We start from the raw sequence: 24,607 nt of genomic DNA, 5'->3' as shown, positions 1-24,607 counted from the left end.
CAGCATTGTGCGGAAGCAGAGGCCATGAGCTTTTCCGGTCTGTTGGTTCAACTGCTGGGTGGCCTGGCGGGGGCCTCGTCGCTGTTTCTGGTGGCGGCGGGTCTGTCGTTGATATTTGGCGTGTGCCGCATCGTCAACTTCGCCCATGGCTCGTTCTACATGGTGGGGCTGTACGCAGCCTATGCCATTGCCGAGGCGCTGCTGCCACTGGCAACCTGGGGCGAAGGCTGGGCGTTCTGGCTGTCGATTCCGCTTGCTGCCATCGGGGTGGGGCTGCTCGGCGCGGTGGTGGAGGTGCTGCTGCTGCGGCGTATCTACAAGGCGCCAGAGCTTTTTCAGCTGCTGGCCACGTTTGCGCTGGTGCTGGTCATCAAGGATGCGGTGCTGTGGCTGTGCGGGCCCGACGAGCTGCTGGGCCCGCGTGCGCCGGGCCTGGGCGGTGCGGTTGATATCCTGGGCCGGGCCTTTCCTTCCTATGATCTCTTTTTGATAGCGGCTGGCCCTCTGGTGCTGGGCGCTACCTGGCTTTTATTGCACAAGACGCGCTTTGGCATGCTGGTGCGCGCCGCCACCCAGGACCGGGAGATGGTGGGCGCGCTGGGCGTGCGCCAGGCCTGGCTGTTCACCGCAGTGTTTGCCTTGGGCGCGGCGCTGGCGGGCCTGGGTGGCGCGCTGCAACTGCCGCGCGAGCCCGCCACGCTGGAGCTGGATCTGCAGACCATCGGCTCGGCCTTTGTCGTGGTGGTGGTGGGTGGCATGGGGTCGCTCACTGGCGCCTTCGTGGCCGCGCTCCTGGTGTCGGTGGTCAAGGCCGTCTGCGTGTGGCTGGGCGTGGTACAGATTGCCGGGGTGGATGTCGCCTTTCCGCAACTGACCCTGATGGTGGATTTTCTGGTGATGGCTGTGGTGCTGGTGGTGCGGCCCTGGGGCCTCTTTGGCAAGCCGCAGGCGGCCAGCCGCGCGCAGGGCCTGCGCGAGCAGCCACTGCACCTGCTGCAGCCGGCTTTCTGGGCTGCAGGCGGGGTGCTGCTGGTGGGTCTGCTGGCGCTGCCGTGGGTGGTGGGGGCAGATTCGTACACGCTGGTGCTGCTGGTCGATCTGCTGATTGCTGCGCTGTTTGCCGCGAGCCTGCATTTCCTCATGGGCCCGGCGGGTTTGCATTCGTTTGGCCATGCGGCCTACTTTGGCCTGGGCGCCTACGGCGCGGCCCTGCTGCTGTCGGCGCTGCATTTGCCCATGGAACTGGCGCTGCTGCTCGCGCCGCTGGCCGCTGCCGCAGGCGGGCTGTTGTTTGGCTGGTTTGCCGTGCGGCTGACCGGGGTGTACTTTTCCATGTTGACCCTGGCCTTTGCGCAGATCACCTGGGCCACCACCTTCCAGTGGGATTCCGTCACCGGCGGCAGCAATGGCATGACGGGCGTGTGGCCCGCCGCCTGGCTGGAAGACAAGCGCTGGTTCTACCTGCTGACGCTGGCGCTGGTGGCAGCAGGCGTGCTGTGGCTGTGGCGTGTGCTGTACGCCCCGCTGGGCTATGCGCTGCGGGCTGGGCGCGATTCGCCGCTGCGGGCCGAAGCGATCGGCATTCCGGTGGCCAAGGTGCAATGGCTGGGCTTTGTGCTGGCTGCGGGCGTGGCCGGTCTGGCGGGCGCGCTGTTTGCTTTTTCCAAGGGCAGCATTTCGCCAGAGACCATGTCGGTGGCCAAGTCCGTCGATGGGCTGGTGATGGTGCTACTTGGCGGAGTGCAGACCCTGGTGGGCCCGGTGGTGGGCGCGTTCAGTTTTACCTGGCTGCACGATGCGCTGGCGCGCAATACCGACTACTGGCGCGCGGCGCTGGGCGGCGTGATTTTGCTGCTGGTGCTGATCTTCCCGCAGGGCATCGCAGGCTACGCGGCGCAGTGGAGCGCCTGGTGGAAATCGCGGGGAGAAACCACGCTTCGCTAGCGCGAGGCAAGGCTTGCCAGCGCCAGATTGGCGATGGCCGCCGCCGCTGGCGTGGCCCGGCCATGGGCCACCTGGGCGAACAGCTCGGTAGCCATCTGCCCCACGCAACGGCCCGCTTGCCATACGGGCATGGAAAGCGGCAGCAAGGTGATGTTCTGCTGCGCCTGCGCCATGAAGGGATCGGCTGAGGCGACGCGCTCCACGCGCCACTGCGCATCCACATGCACGGCGTCGGCAGCAGCGGGCTCCACTGGGATGACATCCGTCAATTGCAGCATTTGGTAGCGGGCAGGAGGCTCTGTTTGGTCCAGCGCGGCGCGCAGCATGCTTTGCACACACTCCGCCACCGCCGGTACGGGCTGGATGGCATTGTGCAGAAATGCAAAACCCGCCTGCGCCTCATCCGTGCTGTGCCATAGGCCGGCGCCTGTATCGCCGCGCTGCTGCACGCGCGCACTGTTGCCGCAGCCGATCTGGCCCCGCGCATTGATGGCAATCAAGCCTGCATCGGCCTGGGGGTGGGCGGCCAGCACCTGATCGACTGCCGCCTGGGGGTGCAGGCCGGTGGCCAGCAGGGTGAGCACGCGCTGGTTCAGCGGCTCCTGGTGGATGGCGCCGGGGCGGTTGGGCAGGCGGTGGCCGGTGACCAGGCCCACGCCGTCGCTCCCGGGCAGAAATTGCAAGAGCGGCTCGGGCCGTTGCGGCCCGCTGGTGATGACTGCGGCATGCGTGGCCGCCAGCCATGCGGGTGGAATCTGCAGCGCCGTGATGCCGCCTTGCTGGCATTCGCAATGGTGCACCCGGCCAGCCGCATCGATGATCGCAAACACCGCAAAGCCGCCGATCTCGCCCCGGCCCAGCAGCTCGGCAGCGATCACCGCCTGGCGCACGGCGGCGCCCGCCTGAGGCCCGTGGGCCGCGATTCCTAAGGTCATTCCACCCCTGCCCTGGTGTGTACAAAGCGCAGATCATCGCAAAGAACGTCGGGGCTGAAAAGCAGGCGCCGCTCTTACATGCGCCGAGGCCAGAAAAAACGCCCTGGGCGTATGGCCGCAGGGCGCTGTTGGTGGCTTGGGAATGGATCGCTGTCAGAGGCGAATCAGGCGCTGCAGGCCTTGCTGCCCTTGGCGGCGTGCATGCCCTTGGCCTTGGCGTCGGCCTCGCTCATGTATTCGCCATTCTTGGTGGTGCCGTAGTAGCGGTCGCCCTGGCAGTGGTAGACCTTGGTGTTGTTGTTGGCCCAGACCTTGCCTGCACCGCCGCCGGGGGCTGGCGTCTTGGCGGGCGCAGGGACGGCTCCTGTCTTGGTAGCGGCTGGCGCAGGTGCAGCAGCAGCTGCTGCTGGCGCAGCCTTTGCCGCAGCGGCGGGGGCGGCGCTGGCACCGCCGCTCTTGTCAATGCCCTTGTGGCCCTTGCACGCGCCCTTGGAGGTTTCTGCCTGCACGCTGGTGCCATCCTTGCACAGGAAGGTCTGCATGGCTGCAGCGGGTTTGGCTGCGGCAGCGGGGGCCGCAGTGGCGGCCGGGGTCTGTGCAAAGGTGGCGGCGGTACCGCAGAGGGCGGCGGTGGCGATCCAAGCTTTCCATATATTGCGCATAAAGCACTCCTGTTATCGGTGTGAAGGCTGTTGGTTGCCGGGTGCGCGGCAATTGCGGCACCACAAGGCAGTGCCATGCTGCGCCTGCGTATCGCAAAACACAAGTGGCAGTGGGGGGCATGCCGACGGGCGGCTGTCACTTGTTTGCAGTTGGCGACACGGCGGTGGGTGCTGCCAGGCCGGGGTACAGGGTTTGCAAGGTCTGCTGTAAGCATTCGTTCAGCAGCAGCTGCAGCGATTGCAGGTGGGCGCTGCGGGTGGCATCGGCCATGGGTGCATCCTTTTTCTGCGCGCCGATTGCGGCCCAGATGGCCTGCCACTGGTCGCCATGGGCCTGCACTGCGGCCTGCACGGCATCGTTCCACTGCGCCGGTGCGCTGGGGCTGGTGTAGCGGCCGCGTCCCCGGCCAAAATGCGATATCACCACGTACTTGAGCAGCGCCTGGCGGGCCAGCGCCGTCAGGTAGTCGGGCGAGAGGCGAAAGCGCTGCTCCTCCTGGTCAAACACTTTGTTGGCACCCCAGGCGGCACCGGCAAAGGTGATGGCGCCCACCAGCGCGCCCACCAGTGCGCCCGCGCCCAGCGTCATGCCACCGGCGACCATGTCGGCGCCCAGGCCGGTGGCAGCGCCTGCCGTGACTGCGCCCCACAGGCTGGCGCTTTGCGGGTCGATGGGCGTGCTGATCTTGAGCTGGTCCTTGAGCTGCTGCTGGATCTGGCTGGCGGCCTGGCCGTCGAGACGGTGCAGTGCAAGCAGAGTTTGCGTGCTGGCAATGTCGGCTTGCTGCAGAGACTGCGTGAGCCGCTGCATGGCTGCGGCCTGCTGCGGGCTGACGGCGTCGTCATCGGCGGGCTTGCCGCGCACCGCCTGGGTGACTTGGGTCAAGGTACTGCCGAGCTTGTCCCAGGCCCGTTGCCACAGCTTGCTGTCTTCGGCTTCGGTGACTTCCTGCGCGGCTGCGGCATGCAGCAGCTGCTCGGCCAGCGCCTGGAGGCTGGCAGATTCGCGCTGTTGCTGTGTGCTGGCGCGCTCCTGCAGCAGGCGCAGGTAGGCGGGCTGCTTGGCATCGGGCAGCAGCGGCGTGATCCGCTCCAGCACCTGCTTTTCGTGCCACCAGCTGCGGGTGAAGGCATCCAGTACCTGCACGGCCTTGACAGTGTCTGCAAATTCGGCCGTCGCCGCGCGCCAGCGTTGCAGGTCGGCTGCGGTTTGCGCGGCCGATGTGTCGCTGCCGATCTGGTTGAGCAGCACCAGCACGGGTTTGTTCATCCACTGCAGGATGCGCATCTCGCTGGCCCAGTAGCCGGCATCCTGCGGGTCTTCGGCAGCGTTCACCAGGTAGAGCATTACGTCGGCATGGTCACGCGCGGCCAGCAGGGCGCGCTGGCTCATGTAGAACGGCTTGTCGCGCCAGCGGTCCCATACATTCGAGAGGAACCAGCCCAGCGGATTGCCTTGCTGGCGCAGGCGGTTGTAGAGGCGCAGCGAATCGCCAAAGCCCGGCGTGTCCCACAGCCACAGTGAGTCGCCCTGGGCCGTGTGCTGCAGCCTGTAGCGTTGCGATTCGCTGGTGACGTGGGCGGCATCCTGGATCTCGCCCACATCGCCTTCCACCAGCGTGCGGGCGAGTGTGGTCTTGCCGATATTGGTGTGCGACAGCAGGCACCACTGAATGGACTGATCGCTGCTGGCGAAGGAGGGCGTTGCGGTATCTTCGGTCATGGATGAATACTACAAAATCAGGAGCTGGCAGCGCTTACCAGGTGCGCGGTAAAGCCGTTCTGCCTTGCAAAATCTTGCCACAGGGCTTCGCGCTCCTGCAGGCGCCGGGGCGCGCCGCTGTTGCGCGCGGCAAAGTCGGCGGTCCACAGCCACAGCTGGCTGCTGCTGCCATGCCGCCTGTGCAGCTGGGCCAGCAGCTCGGCGTGGATTTCGGCCTCGGGCGTGGCGGCCAGATTGACCAGCAGCACGGTCTGGGCGGGCGCAGCCGTGGCCATGTCGGGCAGCGTGGCGCCATAGGCGAGGCTGGGGCGCCAGGTGGTGCCTGCCCCTGCTCCGTAAAGCGTGGCGGTGTAGTGTTCCACGGCAGCCTTGCGCTCGGGGGTGATTTCCATGCTGTAGGGCACGATCACCAGCTGCGTGGCCAGTCCGCCAAAATCGCGCTGCAGGCTGGCAAAGTAGGGCTGGTTCAGCGGCAATGCCATGTGGCTGGCCAGCCAGCGCCAGCGCAGGCCCTGCCACAGCGCGAGCATGAGGCGCGGCACGATCACCAGCACGGCCAGCAGCGCGGTATAGGCCCAGACCCAGCGCTCGCCAACGCCCATGGCTGGCAGCTGCGCCCCGGGGGCCGCCGGGCGGTCATTGCTCACCCAGCCTTGCAGGAGCTGGATATCGGACAGGCTCCAGGGGCTGGTCAGCTGCAGCCATTGCGAAGGGGCAAACAGGGCGTTCAGCGATTGCTGCACCTGGGCAGCAGACAGGAAGGTGCTCTCCCAGCCTACCTGGTACTCCCGCGTCAGCCCGGTGATCCACAGCGACGCGAGCGCCCCGGCGGCCATGGCCGCAGCGCCCAGGTGCAACCACAGCAGCCACTGTGCGTGGCGTGCGGGCCGGCTGATCTGCCACCAGTTGCGCTCAAAGGCCAGCGCCATTCGGCGCAGGGCCGTGCCGCGCAACCCGGGCATGGCCTTGCCGCGCAGGCGCTGCAGCCAGCCGGGAGGGCCGTTGCCGGGTGCGCCACTGTCTGCAGGGGCGCTTTGGGCGGGTTGCAGGACCGCGATAGCCTGGCGGCGCGGCCGGGCCAGACGTAGCGCACCGTGCAGCACAGTCCACAGGTACACCAGCAGATTCCACAGCACGATGCCCAGGAGCGAGAGCGACAGCAGGTCAACCCGGTGCGGATCGGTGATGCGGTGGCTGACGAAACCCGCCACCAGTGCGCCCATCAGGATGGCGGCAGGCGCCCAGCGTGCCATGGCAGGGGGCGCCTGCCACAACTGCCGTATATCAGCGGGCAGGTTGCTGGCGGCAATGATGCGCGCCGCCCGTGTCTGCAGGAACTGCCCGAACGCGGCGTGTCCGGCCCGCCCTTTGGTGGCGGGATTGCCCAGCGCGTGCAGCACTTCCTGTGTGATGGCCTCGCGCCGCGCGGTATCCGGCAGGGCGTCGCTTGGGGCAGCGGTTTCTATGGCGTGGGCAAAAACGATGTCGCGAACGGCGTCAGCTTTCATGGGCCTATTGTGGCATCGGGAAAACCTGCAAGGTTTTCGCCTCTACGCTGTGGTATCAACGATGGTTAACCCAGCTCCGACTACCAATGAGAGAGAGACAAGGATGACCACCATGCAATTTGCGCCCATGCCCGATGCAAACGGCTTTTTTGGCGACTACGGCGGCCAGCTGGTGCCGCCGCATCTGAAGCAGGCGATGGACGATATCTCCCAGGCCTACGACCAGATCGTGCAGCGCCAGGATTTTCAGGATGAGCTGCAGCACCTGTTTCAGGATTACGTGGGTCGGCCCAGCCCCATCTTCCACGCCCGGCGCCTGTCCGAGCAGCTGGGCGGCGCGCAGATTCACTTGAAGCGCGAAGACCTCAACCACACCGGCGCCCACAAGATCAACCATTGCCTGGGCGAGGCGCTGCTGGCCAAGTTCATGGGCAAGACCAAGGTGATTGCCGAAACCGGCGCGGGCCAGCATGGTGTGGCGCTGGCCACGGCCTGTGCGCTGGTCGGCATTCCATGCGAAATCCACATGGGCCAGGTCGATATCGAAAAAGAACACCCCAACGTCACCAAGATGCGCATTCTGGGCTGCAAGCTGGTGGCGGTGACGCGCGGGCAGGCCACCTTGAAGGACGCGGTGGACAGCGCGTTTGAAGAGTATCTGAAAGACCCGACCAACTTTCTGTATGCGATTGGCTCGGTCGTCGGCCCGCACCCCTTTCCCAAGATGGTGCGCGATTTCCAGTCGATTGTCGGCCGCGAGGCGCGCGAGCAGTTTCAGGCGAGGCACGGCAGGCTACCTGACTACGTGACAGCCTGCGTGGGCGGTGGCTCCAACGCCATGGGCATCTTCACGGCGTTCCTCAATGATGTGGGCGTGAAGCTTGTCGGTGTGGAGCCCGCCGGCGAAGGTGTGGACAAGCCCGGCAAGCATGCTGCCACCCTGTCGGTGGGCAAGCCCGGCGAGATCCATGGCATGAAGTGCTATGTGCTGGAGAATGCCGACGGCTCGCCTGCCGCCGTGCACAGCATTGCCTCGGGGCTGGATTACCCGGGCGTGGGGCCGCAGCACAGCTACCTCAAGGACATCGGCCGTGTCGACTACCAGGCGGTGGATGACCAGGCGTGCCTCAATGCCTTCATGACGCTCTCGCGCGTCGAAGGCATCATTCCTGCACTGGAAAGCTCCCACGCGGTGGCCTGGGCCATGCGCGTCGCACCCACGCTGGGCAAGGATGTCAACATTCTCGTCAACCTGTCGGGGCGGGGTGACAAGGACGCGGATTACGTCGCGCAGAAGCTGGGGTTGTAACTGCGCCAGCGCACCCTGATGCGGTGCGCCGGGCTTCGCTCAGCTCTCTCGCCTGCCGCTCCTATTCTGTGGCGCCGTCATCCGGCCGCGCCGAGCAGGGCGCGCCGGTACTGAATGGCTTCGGCCACATGGGCAGGAGTGACCGCCTTGGATTGCGCCAGGTCGGCAATCGAGCGGGCCACGCGCAGCGCGCGGTGCACGCCGCGTGCCGACCAGCCAAGCTTGGCTGCCGCGTTCTGCAGCAGTTGCAGTGCGGCGGGTTCGGCCTGGGCGTGTGTATCGAGCGCCTGGCCCTGCAGTTGCTGGTTGGGCGTGCCCTGCCGCGCAAGCGCCATGGCGCGGGCAGCGGCCACCCGCTCGCGGATAGTGGCCGAGGGCTCACCGGGCGGGGCTGTCAGCAGCTCGTCCGCTGGCAGCGGGGTCACCTCGATATGCAGGTCAATGCGGTCAAGCAGAGGGCCGCTGATGCGGGATTGGTAGCGGCTGACCTGATCGGGCGTGCAGCGGCAGGCGCGCTGGCGTGAGCCGCGAAAACCGCAGGGGCAGGGGTTCATCGCGGCAATCAGCGTGAACCGGGCGGGAAAGCTGGCCTGCTGTGCAGCACGGGCAATGGTGATGTGGCCCGTCTCCAGCGGCTCGCGCAGCGCTTCGAGCGCGGCGCGCGGAAACTCCGGAAACTCGTCCAGGAACAGGATGCCGTGGTGCGCGAGTGAGATGGCGCCGGGCTTGGGCGGGCTGCCTCCGCCCACCAGGGCCACGGCGCTGGCGGTGTGGTGCGGCGCCAGTGTGGTGCGCTGGCCCCAATGGCGTGCATCAAAACGGCCCACCAGGCTGTGCAGGGCAGCGTTTTCCAGGGCTTGGGCCACCTGCAGCGGTGGCAGCAGTCCGGCAAAGCGCTGGGCCAGCATGGATTTGCCCGCGCCGGGAGACCCGAGCATCAGCACATTGTGTCCACCGCTTGCTGCAATCTCTAGGGCGCGCTTGCAGGCCGCCTGGCCTTTGACGTCGCGCATGTCCAAGCCATCTTCATCGGGCCGCTGGGTCTGCGGGGGCACCCGGCTCCACTGGCTGCGTGCGGCGTCTTCCGTGCTGGCGCCAGCGGGGGCAAAGTGCTGCACCACATCGAGCAGGTGTTCAGCGCGGTAGACCTCGGCGTCAGGTACCAGGGCGGCTTCTTCGGCGCTGCCCGGCGGCAGCACCTGGCGCACCTGCTGGCCACGCTGGTGCAGGTCCATGCTGGCGGCAAGAGCTCCGCGCACCGGGCGCAGCGCGCCTGACAGCGACAGCTCGCCAGCAAATTCGTAATGTGCGAGCTGGCTGGCATCGATCACGCCTGTGGCTGCGAGGATGCCGACGGCAATCGCCAGATCGAACCGCCCCGATTCCTTGGGCAGATCGGCGGGGGCGAGGTTGACCGTGATGCGCTTGTTATGGGGAAACTCCAGCCCACTGTTCTGCAGGGCCGAGCGCACGCGCTCGCGGGCTTCCTTCACTTCCACGTCTGCCAGGCCCACCAGCGTGAAGCTGGGCAGGCCATTGGCCAGATGCACTTCGACAGAGACAGGGTGGGCGGTCAAACCCACCAGTGCACGGCTGTGCACCACGGCGAGACTCATGGGGATCATCCTTATGCACCAAAGTGGTGCGATCACCTGCCTTTGGAGCGGGCAGGGCTGCTTGGAGCATGGCGAAAGCCGCTATTTCGGGCAAGCGGCAGCCGCCAGGAGGCAAGGATGCGTCGCCCGGGTGAGACAGGCTGCTGCCGCCTGCCTGACCAGAGGTACTGCGTCTTCAAAAACCATAGCGCGCAGGGCTTTTCGGATCAGCACCAGAGAGGGATGAACTTTGAGGCTGGCACGCTCTGTGCATTGCTTCGCCCATATGAGATCACCAACAAGGAGTGCGGCAATGGCGAAAAGCAAGCGGGGTTGGGCGGTATGGATCGGGGCGGTGTGCGTGGTGCTGCCGGTGGCAGCCAGCGCGCAGCTGACGGCCAATGTGGGTCTGACGACCAACTACAAGTTCCGTGGGCAGGATCAAAAGACATCGAGCGCCCGCTGGGTCAAGCCGGCGCTGCAGGGAGGGGTGGATTACACGTTCGGCGAATCCGGCTTCTACGTAGGCAACTGGAATTCGACCGTGCAATGGCTGGACGGCAACCGGGTGGAAATGGACTTCTACGGTGGCTACAAGTTCAAGGCAGCCGATGTGGATTGGGATGTGGGTCTGCTGACCTATGTGTACCCCGGCAATACCACCGGCAACACGACAGAGCTGTACGGCGCGGGAACCTATGGCCCGGTGACGGTGAAGTACTCGCACACCGTGTCGAAGGATTACTTCGGCTGGGCGGGCAACAAGATCGATGGATCGATGAAAGGCCGCAACACCGGCTACCTGAATGTGGCGTTTGCGCAGGAAGTGGCGCCCAAGACGACGCTGAAGGTGTCTGTGGGCTACACGCGGTTTTCCAGCGATATCAAGGATCTGGGCGTGCCCAACTACCTGGATTACAGCGTGGGCGGCAGCTATGACCTGGGAGACGGCCTGTCGCTCAGCGCCGCCTGGGTAGGTGCCAACAAGACCGGCGATTTCGGGTTTGTGAACAAGGGCCGCGCGATTGTCAGCCTGGCCAAGACGTTTTGATGCTGCACCGCTGCAGCGCATGAGAAGGAGTAGCTATGAACATGAAATTGGTAGTGGCGGTGATCAAGCCCTTCAAGCTCGATGAAGTGCGAGAAGCACTGTCCGACATTGGGGTGCAAGGCATCACGGTGAGCGAAGTGAAGGGCTTTGGCCGCCAGAAGGGCCACACCGAGCTGTACCGCGGCGCCGAATATGTGGTTGATTTCTTGCCCAAGGTCAAGCTGGAAATCGCGGTAGGCGAAGACTTGGTGGACCGGGTGATCGAAGCGATTGAGAACGCGGCGCGCACCGGCAAGATCGGCGACGGCAAGATCTTTGTGTCGCCGCTGGAGCAGGTGGTACGCATCCGCACCGGCGAAACCGGAACGAATGCTCTTTGAAAGATAGCTACCTGCGCTTGATGGACAGGCGCTAGAGACCAATTTATCTAAAAGGTGTGAATAACATGCGACGACTACTTTCTCTGGCAGGGGCAGCGGCAGCGGCGGTTGCAGCTGGCAGCGCCATGGCAGCCGATGCGGCGCCTGCACTCAACAGCGGCGATACGGCGTGGATGCTGACATCCACCGTGCTGGTGATCCTGATGGTGATACCGGGCCTGGCGCTGTTCTACGGCGGGCTGGTGCGCAGCAAGAACATGCTGTCGGTGCTGGCACAGGTGTTCGTGATCTTTTCGCTGATCACGGTGCTGTGGGCGGTGTATGGCTACTCGCTCGCCTTTGCGGGAGAAGGCAACTTCTTCGGCGGTTTCGACAAGGCCTTCCTTGCCGGCATCAAGCCCGACACCTTGTCGACGGCGCTGGCAACCATTCCTGAGTTCGTGTTCGTCTCGTTCCAGTCCACCTTTGCGGCCATCACCGTGGCGCTGATCGTGGGCGCATTTGCCGAGCGCATCAAGTTCTCTGCGGTCCTTCTGTTCTCGGTGCTGTGGTTCACCTTCAGCTACATCCCCATGGCCCACATGGTGTGGGGCGGTGGCCTGCTGGCCAAGGACGGCGCGCTCGATTTTGCTGGCGGCACCGTGGTGCACATCAATGCGGCCGTCGCTGGCCTGGTGGGCTCGTACATGGTGGGCAAGCGCATCGGCTTTGGCCGCGAAGCGCTGGCGCCGCACAGCCTGACCTTGACCATGGTGGGCGCATCGCTGCTGTGGGTGGGCTGGTTCGGCTTCAATGCGGGCTCGGCGGGCGCCGCCAACGGCATTGCCGGCCTGGCGTTCATCAACACCATTCTGGCCACGGGTGCTGCAGCAATGGGCTGGATTGCCGCCGAAGCACTGCACAAGGGCAAGGCCTCGATGCTGGGCGCCGCATCGGGCGCTGTGGCCGGGCTGGTCTGCATCACGCCCGCTGCGGGCCTGGTGGGCCCCATGGGCTCGATCATCATGGGCGTCATCGCCGGGCCGCTGTGCCTGTGGGGCGTGTCAGGCCTCAAGCGCATGCTCAAGGCCGATGACACCTGCGACGTGTTCGGCGTGCACGGCGTGGGCGGTATTCTGGGTGCGATCCTGACGGGTGTGTTCTGTGCATCCAGCCTGGGTGGCGTGGAGCCGGAAGGCTACAACATGGTCCACCAGGTGTGGGTGCAGGTCAAGAGCGTGCTGATGACCCTGGCATGGTCTGGTGTGGTGGCCGCAGTGTCGTTTGCCATCTGCAAGTACACCATCGGGTTGCGGGTGTCGGAAGAGGCCGAGCGCGAAGGCCTGGACATCAGCACGCACGGCGAGGTGGCCTACAGCCGCTGATCGTTCCACATACTCCTTGGGAGGCCGGACGGGTGAAGAGCCCGGCCGGCCTTTTTTTGCCTGCGCTGCTGGCGCTGCAGCTGTGCGCGGCACAGTGCTGCGGAAGGCGTTTACTTCGTTGCGGCAGCAGCTGCGTTTGCAGGCTCGGGCCACAGGGCCAGGCCGCCTGCCAGGCTGAAGGCCTGGTGGTGCCCCAGGCGCCGCAGCGCGCGGGCGGCCTGGGCACTGCGGTTGCCGCTGCGGCAGTAGAACACCACCGGCGTCTCGGCAGGCAGCGCCAGCCACTGGGGCAGCGCATTGAGCAGGCCAGACAGCGGCACTGCCTGGGCGCGGTCGTCCCCTTCCAACCCAGGGGCGCAACCCAGCTGCTGCTCGTAAGGCTCGCGCACATCGACCAGCAACGGCGGGGTGCCTGCCTGTCGCAATGCCTGGGCCTGCTCCATCGGCAGCTCGACATGCATCGACTGCGTGCATGCATCCACGCGGGCGCCGCAGGCCATGGTCTGGTACGCGGTTGGCGCCAGGTCGCGCTCCAGCGCCTCCTTGGCGGCAGCAAAGGCTGCAGCATCAAGCCGGCCCTGCAGCACGCCGGCCAGCAGGGGTTGGGCCATGCATTCCACGCCCAGCGTGCAGGCGAACCGATCTTCGTAGTCGTGCCCGGGCAGCAGCAGCGTGTGCGGGCCAACGGCCTGCTCCAGCATGCGCAGCGAGCCTGCATAGGCGAGTGGCTCGCTCTGGGCAAAGTCGCTGCGGCCCAAGGCGCCGGGCATCACGGTATCGCCCACGAAGGCAAGGCGCAGCGTATCGCTCTCATGCAGCAGGTACGCGGTGGAATCGGCTGTGTGCCCCGGCAGCGCCAGCCGTGTGAGGCGGTGGACGCCCAGGGCGATCTGGGCAGCGCCCTCGGGCCAGCCCAGCGCGTCTGTGGCGCCTTCCGCCTGCAACTGGCGCGGCAGGGCGGCGCGCAGCTCGGGTGCGGAGGATTGGTGGTCGCCGTGGCTGTGGGTGTCGACAATGGCAGCGACCGTGAATTCCCGGCAGCGCACCCATTGCGCGAGGCGGTCCACCAGCTCGGGCAGCGGATCGATCACCACACAACGCTGGCTGGTGGCGTCGGCCACCAGGTAACAGCAGGCGCCATCGACGACAAAGCGCGTGAGCAGTGGGGCAGCGCCATGTTCGGTGGCCTGGGGGGCTTCCACCAGGCAATTGGCGCGCAGTACAGCGCCGCAGGCGCGGATGCGGGCGCAGGCTTCGTCGATCATCGCGGTGGAGTCTGCTGCGCCGAAGGACATGCGCACGGCGGCGGCGGTCTGCCATGCGGGCAGGCCCATGGCCTCAAGCACATAGCTGGGCTGCGCCTTGGATGCGCTGCAGGCCGAGCCCCCACTCACGCGCAGGCCTGCGGCATCGAACAGGTCGAGCAGCAATTTGGAGCTGAGCCCCGGCACCGCAAAATTCAGGGTGGTGGGCAGGCACAGCGCGGGTGGTGCGTTGAACACCAGGCCAGCAAACGCATCCTGCAGAGCCGACGCCAGCCTGCTGCGGTGATCGGTCAGCGCAGCGGCATCGGCAAAGGTGGCGCCGTCTTCCAGAGCTTGCAGCACTGCGCCCAGCGCTGCGATGCCTGCCATGTTCTCGGTGCCTGCGCGCAGCGCGCCTTCCTGACCACCGCCAGCCAGCAGCGGGGTAAATGGAGCGCCTTCACGCACATAGAGCATGCCCACGCCCTTGGGCGCATAGAGCTTGTGGCCGGAGAAGGGGGCATAGTCGATGCCGCGCTCCAGGGGCCTGAGTGCCAGCTTGCCCAGCGCCTGCACACCATCCACCAGCCACAGCGCGGGGTTGCCACGCAGCGCACTGGCGATACCCTCCAGGTCGCTCACCACGCCCGTCTCGTTGTTGGCTGCCATGGTGCAGACCAGGCCTGCGGTGGGCGCTTGCGCGCGCAGCCAGTCCAGATCATGGCGTCCATCCGTGCCAACCGGGATGGCCTGGATTGGCAGGTGCAGGCCCAGCACTGCATTCCAATGCTTGAGTGCCTCGGGTACGGCCTTGTGTTCGGTGGCGCCGTACAGCAATTGCGGCGTGGCTGTGTCGCCAGCATCCTTGCGTTGGCGCAGCGCGGTCAGCGCAGACAGCACGGCGGTCTGAATGCCCTCCGTGGCGCCGCTGGTAAACAGCAGCTGTCCGGTGGGTACACCCAGCACGCGGCGTGCGGCAGCGCGCACTTCGTCCAGCAGTGCGCGGGCCTTGAGTCCGCTGCCGTGGATGCTGCTGGGGTTGCCATAGGCATCGCCCATCACGGCCATGGCGGCGGCGCGGGCCTGTGGGAGCACGGGGGTGGTGGCGTTGGCGTCGAGGTAGATTTCCATACGCAAATTGTCGAGCCCAGACCAGGGCATACGTATGCGAATTCAGCTGTTTGTGGCACTATATTTGGAATTAGATTCCAAAAATTATGCAAAAAATAAAACTGGATTCCATTGACCGCAAGCTGCTGGAGCTGCTGCAGGCTGACGCCGAGATCCAGGTCGCCGATCTGGCGGCCCAAGTCGGCCTGTCGGCCACGCCATGCTGGCGCCGCGTACAGCGGCTCAAGGAGGCCGGTGTCATCAAGCGCCAGGTGGTGCTGGTGGATCGTGACAAGGTGAACGTGGGCGTCACCGTTTTCGTGGCGGTGCGCACCAGCACGCACAGCCAGGAGTGGTTCGAACGCTTTCGGGGCGCGGTGCAGGCCATTCCCGAGGTGGTCGAGTTCTACCGCATGAGCGGCGATGTGGATTACCTGCTGCGCGTGGTGGTGCCTGACATTGCAGCCTATGACAAGGTCTACAAGCGGCTGATTGCCGACACCCAACTGTTTGACGTGTCTTCCAGCTTTGCGATGGAGGAGCTCAAGTTCACCACGGCGCTGCCGCTGTCCTATATTCCGTGAGCCTGGCCCGGTGGCACAGAAAATGCAAGGCAGGCCCATGTTTCTCGTTTTTTCAGAAGGAAAGCCATGATCTGGCATACCGTGATCAGCCAGCCGTTTGCGTTGGGAGAATCTCCTTTCTGGCAGGCCAGTGGTGGTGTGCTGTATGGCGTGGATGTGGCGGGTAGAAAACTGTGGCGCACCATGCCCGGGTCGGGCTACCTGGACCGCTGGGACATGCCCGCCGAGCCCGGCTGCATTGCCCCGGCCCGCAGCGGCGGCGCGCTCGACGGCTGGATCGTGGTGCTGCGTGACCGCATCTGCCGCGCCACGGACTGGGGCGGCACCCTGCACGACATGGCCCGCTTGCCGATCGACCCGGCCACCGAGCGCGGCAATGATGGCCGCTGCGATGCCCAAGGCCGCCTGTGGGTAGGCACCATCCACGAGCCTGCCAGCGGCCCGCGCCAGCCGGTGGGGGCGCTGTACTGCGTGGATGCCAGCGGTGGCACCACAATGGTGCGCAAGGTGCTGGGCGGTGTTTCCAATGCCAATGGCCTGGCCTGGTCGCCCGACCGGCGCACCATGTACTGGGCCGATACGCCCACGCACACCGTCAGGCGCTATGCCTGCGACGTGAATGGCAATCCGCAAGGCGCGGGGGAGGTCTTCATCCAGTTCGACGGCAAGCCCGAAGGCTGGACGCCGGGCGAACCCGGCTACGGTGGGCGGCCTGACGGCGCTGCGGTGGATGTGGACGGCAACTACTGGTGCGCCATGTACGAAGGCGGGCGTGTGCTGCAGATATCGCCGCGCGGCGACATTCTGGCCAGCCACACCACGCCCATGCTCTGCCCCACCATGCCCTGCTTTGGCGGCAGTGACGGCCGCACCTTGTACCTGACCTCGGCGCGCCATGGTCGCAGTCCGCAGGAGCTGGCCCAGCTGCCGCTGTCGGGCTGCGTGTTTGCCATGCGCGTGGGCGTGGCCGGGCTGCCTGCACAGCCTTGGCGCGAGCTGGAGCACGGTTTTTAGAACGTGTTTACGATCTCTACGCAGCCGCGTTGGAGTGCAATCGGGAGGAGTTCGTACACACGTTCTTAGGCCCATTTTCGCCGCAGCGCTTTCTTGAGCGGGCGACAGCCCTTGCAACTGCGGCTACCATCGGGCCATGGACCAAGCTGTGGCTGCCTCTCATCACCCCACCGTGCTCGACTGGCAGGAGCGCGTTCGATCTGCCCATGCCCACAAGGCGCCGCTGCGCATACGTGGGGGCGGCAGCAAGGATTTTTACGGCGTTCGCCTGGGCGGCGAGCTGCTGGATACGCGCAGCTATAGCGGCATCGTCAGCTACGAGCCGAGCGAGCTGGTCGTCACCGTGCGCAGCGGCACGCCGCTGGCCCAGCTGGAGCAGGTGCTGGCCGAGCGCGGCCAATGCCTCGCGTTCGAGCCCCCGCACCTGGGTGCCGGTGTCACCCAGGCTACAGTGGGCGGCATGGTGGCGGCAGGCCTGTCGGGGCCTGCGCGCGTGTCGGCCGGTGCCGTGCGCGACTACATCCTCGGCCTGTCCATGATCAACGGCGTGGGCGAACACCTCACCTTTGGCGGTCAGGTGATGAAGAACGTAGCGGGCTACGACGTATCGCGCCTCATGGCGGGCGCCTGGGGCACGCTGGGTCTGCTCACCGACATCAGCATCAAGGTGCTGCCCATGCAGCGGGCCCAGGCCACCTTGTATTACGAATGCAGCCAGCAGCAGGCCATCGACATGCTGGCGGGCTGGCGTGCACAGCCGTTGCCGATCAACGCCAGCCTGTGGCAGTCGGACGGCAGCAGCGACAGCGGCCACCTGCTGGTGCGCCTGCGCGGCGCCATGGCCGCCGTCGAGGCCGCGCTCAGCCACATGGGCGGCACCATGCTCGACCACGCCCAGGCCGATGGCGCCTGGCTGGCCTGCCGCGAGCAGCAGCTGCCCTGGTTCACGCAGATGGAAGCCGACCACGCGCTGTGGCGGCTGTCGGTTCCGGCCACCACACCGGCGCTGCCCTGCACCGAACAGACCATTCAACCGCTGATGGAGTGGGGCGGTGCGCTGCGCTGGGTGCAGGCACCCATGCAGCATGCCGCTGCCTTGCACGCCATGGCAGCCAGCGTGGGCGGCAGCGCGGTGTGCTTTCGGCCCGGCGAGGCCGTGCGCTGGGCGTCGTCCGACGATTTTGGCTACACGCCCACGTCCCCGGCGCTGCGCCAGGTGCAGCAGCGGCTCAAGCAGGCGTTTGATCCGAACGGCATCTTCAACCCCGGCCGCCTGGGCGACTGGGCCATCAGCTGAATCCGCTAATCCAGGTACCCCTGCACCATGCAAACCCAATTAGCCCCCGAGTTCAAGAACACGCCCGAAGGCCAGGAGGCCGAAGCCATCCTGCGCAAGTGCGTGCACTGCGGCTTCTGCACCGCCACCTGCCCCACCTACCAATTACTGGGCGACGAGCTGGACGGCCCGCGTGGCCGCATCTACCTGATCAAGCAGGTGCTCGAAGGCCAGGAGCCCACCCGCAAGACGCAGGAGCACCTGGACAGGTGCCTGACCTGCCGCAACTGCGAATCCACCTGCCCCAGCGGCGTTCAATACGGAAAGCTGCTGGACATCGGCCGCCACATCGTCGATGACAAAGTGGAGCGCCCGCTGGGCGAACGCGCCGCCCGCTGGGCGTTGCGCACAGGCATGACCTCGAAGGCCTTTGGCGCTGCAGTGGCGCTGGGCCGCATCGCCAAGCCCCTGCTGCCCGGCGGCTTGAAGGACAAGCTGCCCAAGGCGCCGAGCGCGGGCCGCTGGCCGTCGCGCGAGCACGACCGCAAGGTGATGATGCTGGCCGGTTGCGTGCAGCCTGCCATGTTGCCCAACATCAATGCCGCCACCGCGCGCGTGCTCGATGCCGTTGGCATCCAGACGCTGGTGACACCCGCTGCCAAATGCTGCGGCGCGGTGCAGCAGCACCTGAGCGACCCGCAGGGCGCGCTGGAGCAGGCGCGCGCCAATATCGACGCCTGGTGGCCCTGGGTCGCCAAAAAGCAGATCGAAGCCATCATCAGTACGGCCTCGGGCTGCGGTGTCATGGTCAAGGATTACGGCTATCTGCTGCGCCATGACAAGGAATACGCCGAGCGTGCTGCCACCATCAGCGCGCTGGCGCGCGACCTGAGCGAGCTGCTGCCCGCCATGCTGCCAGAGCTGGAGCAGCGCTTCCAGGGCAGGCTGCAGGTGCCCGATGCCCCGCTGGCCTACCACCCGCCCTGCACGCTGCAGCACGGCCAGAAGCTGCGCGGCGGTGTCGAATCCAGCCTGCGGGCCCTGGGTTTTGATATTCGCGTCTCGCGCGTCGAATCTCACCTGTGCTGCGGCTCGGCGGGCACCTACTCGCTGCTGCAGCCCGAAATTTCGCACCAGCTTCGTGATCGCAAGATCAATACCCTGAACGAAGCCTGCAGCCAGGAGACACCACCCGCAGCCATTCTGTCGGCCAACATCGGCTGCATCACCCATCTGCAGGCGGGCACCGAGGTGCCGGTGCGCCACTGGATCGAGGTGATCGACGATGCGCTGAAGGCGGCGCAGGCCGCTGGCTAACCAATAACCGTACCTGCCATCGCCAACCCGGCGCGGCGCAAGCGCCCGGTGCGCTACTGCCGGTCAACGGCCAGGGCCATGCCGTCCTTGCGCGGATCGGAGGCACCGCAAAGCCGCCCGTCTTGCAGGCGCAGGATGCACTGCGCGCCGCCAAAATCGCTGCGCCCGCCCAGCTCGCCCTCGTTGCCCGGCTCGCGGTAGCCCGCTGCGCGCAGGGCTGCGGTGACTTCATCTGGCGTGCCTGCCTCCACGGCCAGCACACGCTGCCCCTCCAGTCGCCAGCGTGGCCGGTTCAGCGCAGCCTGCGGGGCTTCGCCACCTGCCAGCATGCGGGTGAGCAGTTGCACCTGGCCCTGCGGCTGCATGGCACCGCCCACCACGCCAATGACGGCGAGGAACTGGCCGTTGCGGGTCACTGCGCCCGGCACCACCGTGTGGTAGGGGCGCTTGCCGGGCGCAGGTCCGTTGATGTGGCCGGGCTGCGCAAAGCCATGGCCCCGGTTTTGCAGCACAAAGCCGCCTTCGGCCACGGCAAGGCCGGAGCCAAAGCGTTTGAAGATGCTGCTCATCAAGGTGATGGCAAAGCCGTCGCCATCGACCACGGTGGTACAGACGGTGTTGCCCGCCGGGTCGGCCACGGTCTGTTTGGCATATTCCATGGCCGCTTCCATGGCCTGCACCATGCGCACGGCGTCTTCAGGCTGGTCGGCCTGTGGTGGCTGGCTCTCCAGGGCTTGCAGGGCATGGAGCACGGCCACGCCATGGGTGTTGGGCGGGCATTCGTGCACCTGGGCGCCGCAGAAATCGGCGCTGACCGGAGTGCAGAAGTGGCCATGGTGCGCCGCAAAATCGGCAGCAGCCAGCACGCCGCCGTGGCGCTGCATGGTGCGCTCGGCGGCCTGGGGAATGTGCCCCTCATAGAAGGCGCTGGGCCCCTGCGCGGCAATCTCACCCAGCAACCGGGCCAGTGCAGGGTTGTCAAAACGCTCACCGGCCCGGGGCGGGTGCTGCGCGCGGTAGAGTGCGGCGCTGGCGGGGTCCCTGGCGATCACCTGCTGAAACAGGGCCCACTCGCGTGCGGCCACGGGCGCCACCGCAAAGCCATGGCGCGCCGCATCCACCGCTGCATCGAACAGGCTGGCCCAGGGGCGCTTGCCATAGCGCTGGTGCAGATCCCACCAGCCCTGCACGGCGCCGGGCGTGGTGACGGAGAGCGGATGGCGCTCGGGAATCTTCCGGCCGGGCAGGGCCTCGATCATTGCCGCAGTCAGGCCGAGCGGCGCGCGGCCCGTGCCGTTGTAGCTGGTGGGTGACTGGCCAGGGGGCACCAGCATGGCAAGCAAGTCGCCGCCCACGCCGGTGGCCATGGGCTCGACCACGCCGAGCACCGCGTCGGCGGCAATGGCGGCATCCACCGCCGATCCGCCCGCCAGCAACTGGGCCTGCGCGGCCTGTGCGGCGAGCGGATGGCCGGTTGCCACCATGGCACTGCTGCCAACTACGCCCAGCAATGGTTCGTCCACCATCTCAGGCGCCCCAGAGCGCCACGGCGGTGAACACGGAGGCAATCAGGCCCAGCACCACCGGGATGAGCAGGGCGCGGGCCAGCTCCAGCACATTGACCCGCGCAAACCCGGCCACGGCGATCAGTGACGACCAGGCGATCAAGGTGCCTCCACCGGTCCATACCGCGCCCATCTGGCCCAGGGCTGCGAGGGCCGAGACATCCATGCCCGAGGCCGGGCCCAGCGCGCCGGACAGGGTGCCGGTCAGCGGCAGGCCCGCAAAGCCGGAGCCGTCGATTCCGGTGATCATGCCCATGATCAGCACACCAAACGACACCAGCAACTGGCTGTCGGGAATCAGGTGCTGGCTCGCCTTCACCAGCTCGAACAGCAGGTCTGGCACCGGCTGACCGGGCGCAATGCCCAGGATGGGGCCTGCGGTCTCATGTGATCCGATGAAGAAGAAGCCGGCAATCGGCAGCACTGCGCCCATGGCCTTGAAGGCAAAGACGAAGCCGTCGGTGATGTGGTCGGCGGCGGTGTCGAGCATTTTGCGAAAACCGTTACGTGCCGTGGTGGCCCAGATCATCAGCAAGGCCGCCACGCCGCCGATCAGCATGGCCGCATCGCCGCCTTTCAAGTCGGGCGCACCCTGGATGAACTTGGGGCCGAGCATGACCAGAATGACGATCAGAAACGCCAGCGGCGTGACGACCGCAAACAGCTTGGAGGCGCCCTCGGTGCTTTTGGTCTTCTTGAGGGCTGCTTCCAGCTCCGAATTGGTGCCCAGATCGGCGTCGTGCGCCGTGCCCTGGGCGATCTCGGCCTTGTTGAAGGTGCCGCCGCCTTCCACTTGCGCATTGATGCCGATGGGGTTGAGCTCCCAGCGCTCCAGCAAGGCGTTGTTGCCCGGCACGATGTATTTGCGGATCTTGAAGTACGACAGGAAGAGGGCAATCATGCCCACCACCCAGGACAGCAGCAGCGCCTTGTCGCCCACCGCAACCGCGCTGATGCCGCCAGCAGCCTTGGCGCTGATGCCTGGCGCCACGCCGATCACATAGTCGGACGACAGCGCCATGCCCTGGCCGGCAATGGCGATGGCCATGGCTCCCGCTATCGGCGGCAGGCCCGCGGCAATGGCAGCGGGCAGCAGCACGGCGGCCACCAGCGGCACGGCAGGTGTGGGCCAGAAGAACAGCGAAATCAGGTAGGTAACCAGTGCCAGGATGAAATAGGCCGTGTGGCCGTTTTTCATGACTGCACGAAACGGTTTGACCATGCGGATGTCGGAGCCCAGGTCCTTGAGGGAGTTGAGCAGCGCCGTCATCAGCGCAATGATCAGGAAGATGTTGAACAGCTCTTTGGCTGCAACCATGCTGGCACTGAAAATGCTACCAATGCCGGTGATGGCACTGCCGCTCCAGGCAAAGGCCACCACGATGGTGGCAATCAGCGAAGGCACCACCACGTTTGCGCGGAAGGCCATGGTGAGAGTGATGACCAGCACCCCGGCCAGATAGGCCCAGTGCGCGGCACCGATTGAAACTGACGGATCCATCGTGGCTACTCCTTGGTATGATTTAACAGCCAATTTGTATACTAAATACAAAAAAGCAAAAAATCATCAGGGAATACCAGATATGCTGCACTGCATCATCTAATTAACCCGGGTTTAAATGCAATCTATCGCATGCTTCGTATACAAAAATGGATGATTTGCACAATGATCCACCTCGCCTAAAGTCATGCCTGTGCCATGCTTTGCGGTGCCATTGAAAGAAATCAATTGAGAAATTTCTTTAAAAACAATGCGATGAATCTTCGTGCCCGCAAGCATGGATAGGGTGGGGTTATTGCCGTGGCCGTTGTTCTTGTATTCGTACATTGGATACACTAGGGTTAACACCAGGAACACAAGGGCACCGAGCTATGAAATCCGCATCTCTTCCCATCACCTCCCGCGAAGCCGCCATGCAACAGCTGACCGCTGTGGTGCAGCCAGCGCTGCCTGCATCGCTATCAGTGCTCTCGCGCATCGAGACCGCTTTCGTCAACTGGCAGGCCAAGCGCCTGGCCGAAATCCCTGCCGAACGCCTGTGGGCACAGGCCATGCAGGACACCCGCTCGTTCGCTGAAATCCGCCGTTCTGCACGCTGATCCGGCGAATGCAGGGAGCAGAACATCGCGCGAGATTTCTGAATCTTCGTCAAAACGAGGCGGTTGAGTTGTATCCAGAACAGGTAGAGTGCCGCCCGGGCATGTAAACTGATGCGCGGCCTCAGCCTCGGCGGTGGCGCGCTGCCGGTGTATCGTGCCGGGTGCGTGCGCCGTGCTGCTGCCATCGGCCTGCCATGGCGGATGCACACCTGCCTGCCCTACCAGGGCTGGCGGGGGCTCGGGAATACCACGTATCGATCGGACCGACTTTCATGCCCATTGCCACCGGAGACAAAAAAACAGGACTCAACCACTCGCCGCTGACGCAGCAGCTGGTGGAAGCGCTGCGCGAAAAGATCATGTCGGGCGAGCTGGCCTCGGGCGAGCGCCTGGTGGAGGAGCGCCTGTCTGAGGAATTTGCGGTATCGCGCATGCCCGTGCGCGAAGCGCTGCGCCAGCTGGCCTCCAGCGGCCTGGTGATCATCGAGCCGCGCCGGGGTGCTTCGGTGGCCCAATTCCATGGCGATCTGCTGCGTGAACTGGTCGAGGTGCGCGCCACGCTGGAAGCGCTCAATGCGCGCCTGGCCGCCAAGCGCCACGACCCCCAGCAGATTGCGGAGCTGGAGGCCCTGCTCGCCGAAGGCGTGAAAAACGCCCATTCCGGCGACGACGAGGTGCTGGCCACACTGAACCAGAAGTTTCACTCCGCGCTGGGCAAGGTGGCGGCCAATTCGGTATTGCAAGAGGTGATGCTGTCCCTGCGCGACCGCACCGCCGTGCTGTTTGCCCCGCGCAGCCGCGAGCGTGCGCCGCAGAACTGGGAAGAGCATGCCGCTATCCTGCGCGCCGTGATCAAGGGCGATCCCGAGCTGGCGGGCCTGCTGGCAGCGCGCCATATCTACAACGCGGCTGGCATCGAGCCCTGAGCGCTTTTTTAGAGAAATAGGGCGCTATTGCCCACCCAGAGCGCGCTAGGCGCTCTTTTTTTGATAGTTCTGATGGTTTTGGTAGGCGAGGCCGGCCAGCGCGATGTCTTCCAGACCCACGCCCACAGCCTTGTAGAGGCGAATGCCCGCACCGCCGCCCAGGCTGGCATGCTTGCCGCAGACGATATCGCCCAGCTCCACCACTTTGCCAGCCACCTGCAGCGCCGGGTCTGCCAGCACCAGGTCGCCCGCCTCGGTCAGCGCCTGCTTTTTCCACTCCACGGCGATCTGCGACGCGCGCGCCAGGGCGGCATCGTCGAGTTCGCGCGTATGCGGCAGGCTGGAGCCAATCGCCGCCACAAAGGCGCCTTCTGCGATGCGCTCCCCGGCAAACAGCGGGTCTTTGGAGCGCGAGGCGGTGACGACGATCTCGGCATCGGCCACGCCCTCGGTATCGTGCACGCGGGTGACCTGGGCGCCGGTGAGGTGCGCCAGGCGCGCGGCCAGGTCGTCTGCTGCGTAAGGGTCGAACACCGCTATGCGCTGCAGGCCCAGGTGGCGCACCAGCTGCTGGGCATGGGCTACGCCCTGCACACCGGCCCCGCACAGAAACAACTGCTGCGGCTGGGCGGGGGCCAGGTGTTCGGCCGCCAGCACCGTGGTTGCAGCCGTGCGCAGGCGGGTGATGGCATTGGCCTCCATCGTGGCGAGGGGTGCGCCGGTGTCGGTGGAGAACAGCAGGATCACAAAGTTGAACTGGCCGGCGATCGTGGTGTAGACCTTGGCGCCGGTCACGCCCAGCGAGGGAATCACCGCCCCCAGGGTGGAGAGCTTGACGCCTCCGGCATCGGTGCGCTCGCGCGCCTGCATCGCGGCCTCGCCTTTGCCAAAGGCGGTAAAGGCGGTGCGCATGGCGGTAAGGGCTTCATCGGCGGACACCAGCGTGTCCACCATGGCGTCGGTAATGTGCAGCATGGGGTGTGTTGTGCAGAGTGGGGAG

The 24,607-nt window shown here is 65.9% G+C and carries 21 protein-coding genes; 11 read left to right on the top strand and 10 right to left on the bottom strand.

Annotation, left to right across the window (positions count from 1 at the left end; genetic code table 11):
* Positions 1–24 precede the first annotated feature (24 nt).
* Positions 25–1,944: an ABC transporter permease gene (locus HNP33_RS02650; protein ID WP_184704981.1), complete on the top strand. Its 1,920-nt coding sequence runs from the start codon at positions 25–27 to the stop codon at positions 1,942–1,944.
* Here the strand turns inward: HNP33_RS02650 and HNP33_RS02645 are convergent.
* The 4 genes from HNP33_RS02645 to HNP33_RS02630 form a co-directional block, all read right to left on the bottom strand.
* Positions 1,941–2,879, bottom strand: a complete 939-nt coding sequence (locus HNP33_RS02645) for a DUF6963 family protein (protein ID WP_184704979.1) — start codon at positions 2,877–2,879, stop codon at positions 1,941–1,943. The genes HNP33_RS02650 and HNP33_RS02645 overlap by 4 nt on opposite strands.
* A 164-nt stretch (positions 2,880–3,043) precedes the next feature.
* Complete coding sequence (locus HNP33_RS02640) at positions 3,044–3,541, bottom strand: hypothetical protein (protein ID WP_184704977.1); 498 nt, start codon at positions 3,539–3,541, stop codon at positions 3,044–3,046.
* Positions 3,542–3,677: 136 nt separating this feature from the next.
* Positions 3,678–5,264, bottom strand: a complete 1,587-nt coding sequence (locus tag HNP33_RS02635; RefSeq protein ID WP_184704975.1) for a DUF3482 domain-containing protein — start codon at positions 5,262–5,264, stop codon at positions 3,678–3,680.
* A gap of 17 nt (positions 5,265–5,281) precedes the next feature.
* Positions 5,282–6,772: a DUF2868 domain-containing protein gene (locus tag HNP33_RS02630; RefSeq protein ID WP_184704973.1), complete on the bottom strand. Its 1,491-nt coding sequence runs from the start codon at positions 6,770–6,772 to the stop codon at positions 5,282–5,284.
* 103 nt (positions 6,773–6,875) lie between these two features.
* On the opposite strand from HNP33_RS02630, the gene trpB reads away from it, so the two are divergent.
* Positions 6,876–8,081 carry a tryptophan synthase subunit beta gene (trpB, locus tag HNP33_RS02625; RefSeq protein WP_184704971.1) on the top strand — a complete coding sequence of 402 codons (1,206 nt, stop codon included), beginning with the start codon at positions 6,876–6,878 and terminating at the stop codon, positions 8,079–8,081.
* A 77-nt stretch (positions 8,082–8,158) separates the two neighbouring features.
* On the opposite strand, the gene HNP33_RS02620 is transcribed toward trpB, so the two are convergent.
* Entirely contained in the window at positions 8,159–9,697 is a 1,539-nt protein-coding gene (locus tag HNP33_RS02620; RefSeq protein WP_184704969.1) for a YifB family Mg chelatase-like AAA ATPase, read from the bottom strand.
* A 292-nt stretch (positions 9,698–9,989) separates the two neighbouring features.
* On the opposite strand from HNP33_RS02620, the gene HNP33_RS02615 reads away from it, so the two are divergent.
* From HNP33_RS02615 to HNP33_RS02605, 3 genes are all read left to right on the top strand, one after another.
* The gene (locus HNP33_RS02615) at positions 9,990–10,727 is read left to right on the top strand and encodes a TorF family putative porin (RefSeq protein ID WP_184704967.1); all 738 of its coding nucleotides are present in this window, start codon (positions 9,990–9,992) and stop codon (positions 10,725–10,727) included.
* Between the two features lie 41 nt (positions 10,728–10,768).
* The gene (locus tag HNP33_RS02610; protein WP_184705250.1) at positions 10,769–11,107 is read left to right on the top strand and encodes a P-II family nitrogen regulator; all 339 of its coding nucleotides are present in this window, start codon (positions 10,769–10,771) and stop codon (positions 11,105–11,107) included.
* 65 nt (positions 11,108–11,172) lie between these two features.
* Positions 11,173–12,471 carry an ammonium transporter gene (locus tag HNP33_RS02605; RefSeq protein WP_184704965.1) on the top strand — a complete coding sequence of 433 codons (1,299 nt, stop codon included), beginning with the start codon at positions 11,173–11,175 and terminating at the stop codon, positions 12,469–12,471.
* A gap of 110 nt (positions 12,472–12,581) precedes the next feature.
* Here HNP33_RS02605 and HNP33_RS02600 read toward each other — a convergent pair whose 3' ends face one another.
* The gene (locus tag HNP33_RS02600) at positions 12,582–14,846 is read right to left on the bottom strand and encodes an aminotransferase class V-fold PLP-dependent enzyme (protein ID WP_184704963.1); all 2,265 of its coding nucleotides are present in this window, start codon (positions 14,844–14,846) and stop codon (positions 12,582–12,584) included.
* Positions 14,847–14,932: 86 nt separating this feature from the next.
* Here HNP33_RS02600 and HNP33_RS02595 point away from each other — a divergent pair, with 86 nt between their 5' ends.
* The 4 genes from HNP33_RS02595 (at position 14,933) to glcF (ending at position 19,016) form a co-directional block, all read left to right on the top strand.
* Entirely contained in the window at positions 14,933–15,409 is a 477-nt protein-coding gene (locus tag HNP33_RS02595) for an Lrp/AsnC family transcriptional regulator (protein ID WP_184704961.1), read from the top strand.
* A 66-nt stretch (positions 15,410–15,475) separates the two neighbouring features.
* Complete coding sequence (locus HNP33_RS02590; protein WP_184704959.1) at positions 15,476–16,423, top strand: SMP-30/gluconolactonase/LRE family protein; 948 nt, start codon at positions 15,476–15,478, stop codon at positions 16,421–16,423.
* A 136-nt stretch (positions 16,424–16,559) separates the two neighbouring features.
* Positions 16,560–17,720, top strand: coding sequence for a glycolate oxidase subunit GlcE (glcE, locus tag HNP33_RS02585; protein WP_184704957.1), 1,161 nt, complete (start codon positions 16,560–16,562; stop codon positions 17,718–17,720).
* Positions 17,721–17,747: 27 nt separating this feature from the next.
* Complete coding sequence (gene glcF / locus HNP33_RS02580) at positions 17,748–19,016, top strand: glycolate oxidase subunit GlcF (RefSeq protein ID WP_184704955.1); 1,269 nt, start codon at positions 17,748–17,750, stop codon at positions 19,014–19,016.
* 53 nt (positions 19,017–19,069) lie between these two features.
* Here the strand turns inward: glcF and HNP33_RS02575 are convergent, their stop codons facing one another.
* From HNP33_RS02575 to HNP33_RS02565, 3 genes are all read right to left on the bottom strand, one after another.
* Positions 19,070–20,542, bottom strand: coding sequence for a gamma-glutamyltransferase family protein (locus HNP33_RS02575; protein ID WP_184704953.1), 1,473 nt, complete (start codon positions 20,540–20,542; stop codon positions 19,070–19,072).
* A gap of 1 nt (position 20,543) precedes the next feature.
* Entirely contained in the window at positions 20,544–22,082 is a 1,539-nt protein-coding gene (locus tag HNP33_RS02570) for a hypothetical protein (protein WP_184704951.1), read from the bottom strand.
* A 114-nt stretch (positions 22,083–22,196) separates the two neighbouring features.
* Entirely contained in the window at positions 22,197–22,409 is a 213-nt protein-coding gene (locus HNP33_RS02565; RefSeq protein ID WP_184704949.1) for a hypothetical protein, read from the bottom strand.
* A gap of 44 nt (positions 22,410–22,453) precedes the next feature.
* On the opposite strand from HNP33_RS02565, the gene HNP33_RS02560 reads away from it, so the two are divergent.
* Together HNP33_RS02560 and HNP33_RS02555 are read left to right on the top strand one after the other, a co-directional pair.
* Positions 22,454–22,681 (top strand): hypothetical protein, encoded by a 228-nt coding sequence (locus HNP33_RS02560; protein WP_184704947.1) that lies wholly within the window; start codon positions 22,454–22,456, stop codon positions 22,679–22,681.
* Between the two features lie 272 nt (positions 22,682–22,953).
* Positions 22,954–23,607, top strand: a complete 654-nt coding sequence (locus tag HNP33_RS02555) for a GntR family transcriptional regulator (protein ID WP_184705248.1) — start codon at positions 22,954–22,956, stop codon at positions 23,605–23,607.
* A gap of 45 nt (positions 23,608–23,652) precedes the next feature.
* Here HNP33_RS02555 and HNP33_RS02550 read toward each other — a convergent pair whose 3' ends face one another.
* Entirely contained in the window at positions 23,653–24,582 is a 930-nt protein-coding gene (locus HNP33_RS02550) for an ornithine cyclodeaminase family protein (protein WP_184704944.1), read from the bottom strand.
* Positions 24,583–24,607: the final 25 nt, after the last annotated feature.

Source organism: Comamonas odontotermitis (genome assembly GCF_014207855.1).
Taxonomy (GTDB): Bacteria; Pseudomonadota; Gammaproteobacteria; order Burkholderiales; family Burkholderiaceae_C; genus Comamonas; species Comamonas odontotermitis_A.
Note: the sequence above shows the minus strand (reverse complement) of the source record. Positions and strands in the feature narration are given on the sequence as shown.

Excerpts from the sequence above, each read along its gene's own strand:
- HNP33_RS02555 (WP_184705248.1), top strand. The coding sequence starts at position 22,954 with ATGCCCATTGCCACCGGAGACAAAAAAACAGGACTCAACCACTCGCCG.
- HNP33_RS02615 (WP_184704967.1), top strand. The coding sequence starts at position 9,990 with ATGGCGAAAAGCAAGCGGGGTTGGGCGGTATGGATCGGGGCGGTGTGC.
- HNP33_RS02570 (WP_184704951.1), bottom strand. The coding sequence starts at position 22,082 with ATGGATCCGTCAGTTTCAATCGGTGCCGCGCACTGGGCCTATCTGGCC.
- HNP33_RS02560 (WP_184704947.1), top strand. The coding sequence starts at position 22,454 with ATGAAATCCGCATCTCTTCCCATCACCTCCCGCGAAGCCGCCATGCAA.
- HNP33_RS02645 (WP_184704979.1), bottom strand. The coding sequence starts at position 2,879 with ATGACCTTAGGAATCGCGGCCCACGGGCCTCAGGCGGGCGCCGCCGTG.
- HNP33_RS02630 (WP_184704973.1), bottom strand. The coding sequence starts at position 6,772 with ATGAAAGCTGACGCCGTTCGCGACATCGTTTTTGCCCACGCCATAGAA.
- HNP33_RS02605 (WP_184704965.1), top strand. The coding sequence starts at position 11,173 with ATGCGACGACTACTTTCTCTGGCAGGGGCAGCGGCAGCGGCGGTTGCA.
- glcE (WP_184704957.1), top strand. The coding sequence starts at position 16,560 with ATGGACCAAGCTGTGGCTGCCTCTCATCACCCCACCGTGCTCGACTGG.
- HNP33_RS02610 (WP_184705250.1), top strand. The coding sequence starts at position 10,769 with ATGAAATTGGTAGTGGCGGTGATCAAGCCCTTCAAGCTCGATGAAGTG.
- HNP33_RS02650 (WP_184704981.1), top strand. The coding sequence starts at position 25 with ATGAGCTTTTCCGGTCTGTTGGTTCAACTGCTGGGTGGCCTGGCGGGG.
- HNP33_RS02590 (WP_184704959.1), top strand. The coding sequence starts at position 15,476 with ATGATCTGGCATACCGTGATCAGCCAGCCGTTTGCGTTGGGAGAATCT.
- trpB (WP_184704971.1), top strand. The coding sequence starts at position 6,876 with ATGACCACCATGCAATTTGCGCCCATGCCCGATGCAAACGGCTTTTTT.
- HNP33_RS02595 (WP_184704961.1), top strand. The coding sequence starts at position 14,933 with ATGCAAAAAATAAAACTGGATTCCATTGACCGCAAGCTGCTGGAGCTG.
- HNP33_RS02635 (WP_184704975.1), bottom strand. The coding sequence starts at position 5,264 with ATGACCGAAGATACCGCAACGCCCTCCTTCGCCAGCAGCGATCAGTCC.
- glcF (WP_184704955.1), top strand. The coding sequence starts at position 17,748 with ATGCAAACCCAATTAGCCCCCGAGTTCAAGAACACGCCCGAAGGCCAG.
- HNP33_RS02640 (WP_184704977.1), bottom strand. The coding sequence starts at position 3,541 with ATGCGCAATATATGGAAAGCTTGGATCGCCACCGCCGCCCTCTGCGGT.
- HNP33_RS02620 (WP_184704969.1), bottom strand. The coding sequence starts at position 9,697 with ATGAGTCTCGCCGTGGTGCACAGCCGTGCACTGGTGGGTTTGACCGCC.
- HNP33_RS02575 (WP_184704953.1), bottom strand. The coding sequence starts at position 20,542 with ATGGTGGACGAACCATTGCTGGGCGTAGTTGGCAGCAGTGCCATGGTG.
- HNP33_RS02565 (WP_184704949.1), bottom strand. The coding sequence starts at position 22,409 with ATGTACGAATACAAGAACAACGGCCACGGCAATAACCCCACCCTATCC.
- HNP33_RS02550 (WP_184704944.1), bottom strand. The coding sequence starts at position 24,582 with ATGCTGCACATTACCGACGCCATGGTGGACACGCTGGTGTCCGCCGAT.
- HNP33_RS02600 (WP_184704963.1), bottom strand. The coding sequence starts at position 14,846 with ATGGAAATCTACCTCGACGCCAACGCCACCACCCCCGTGCTCCCACAG.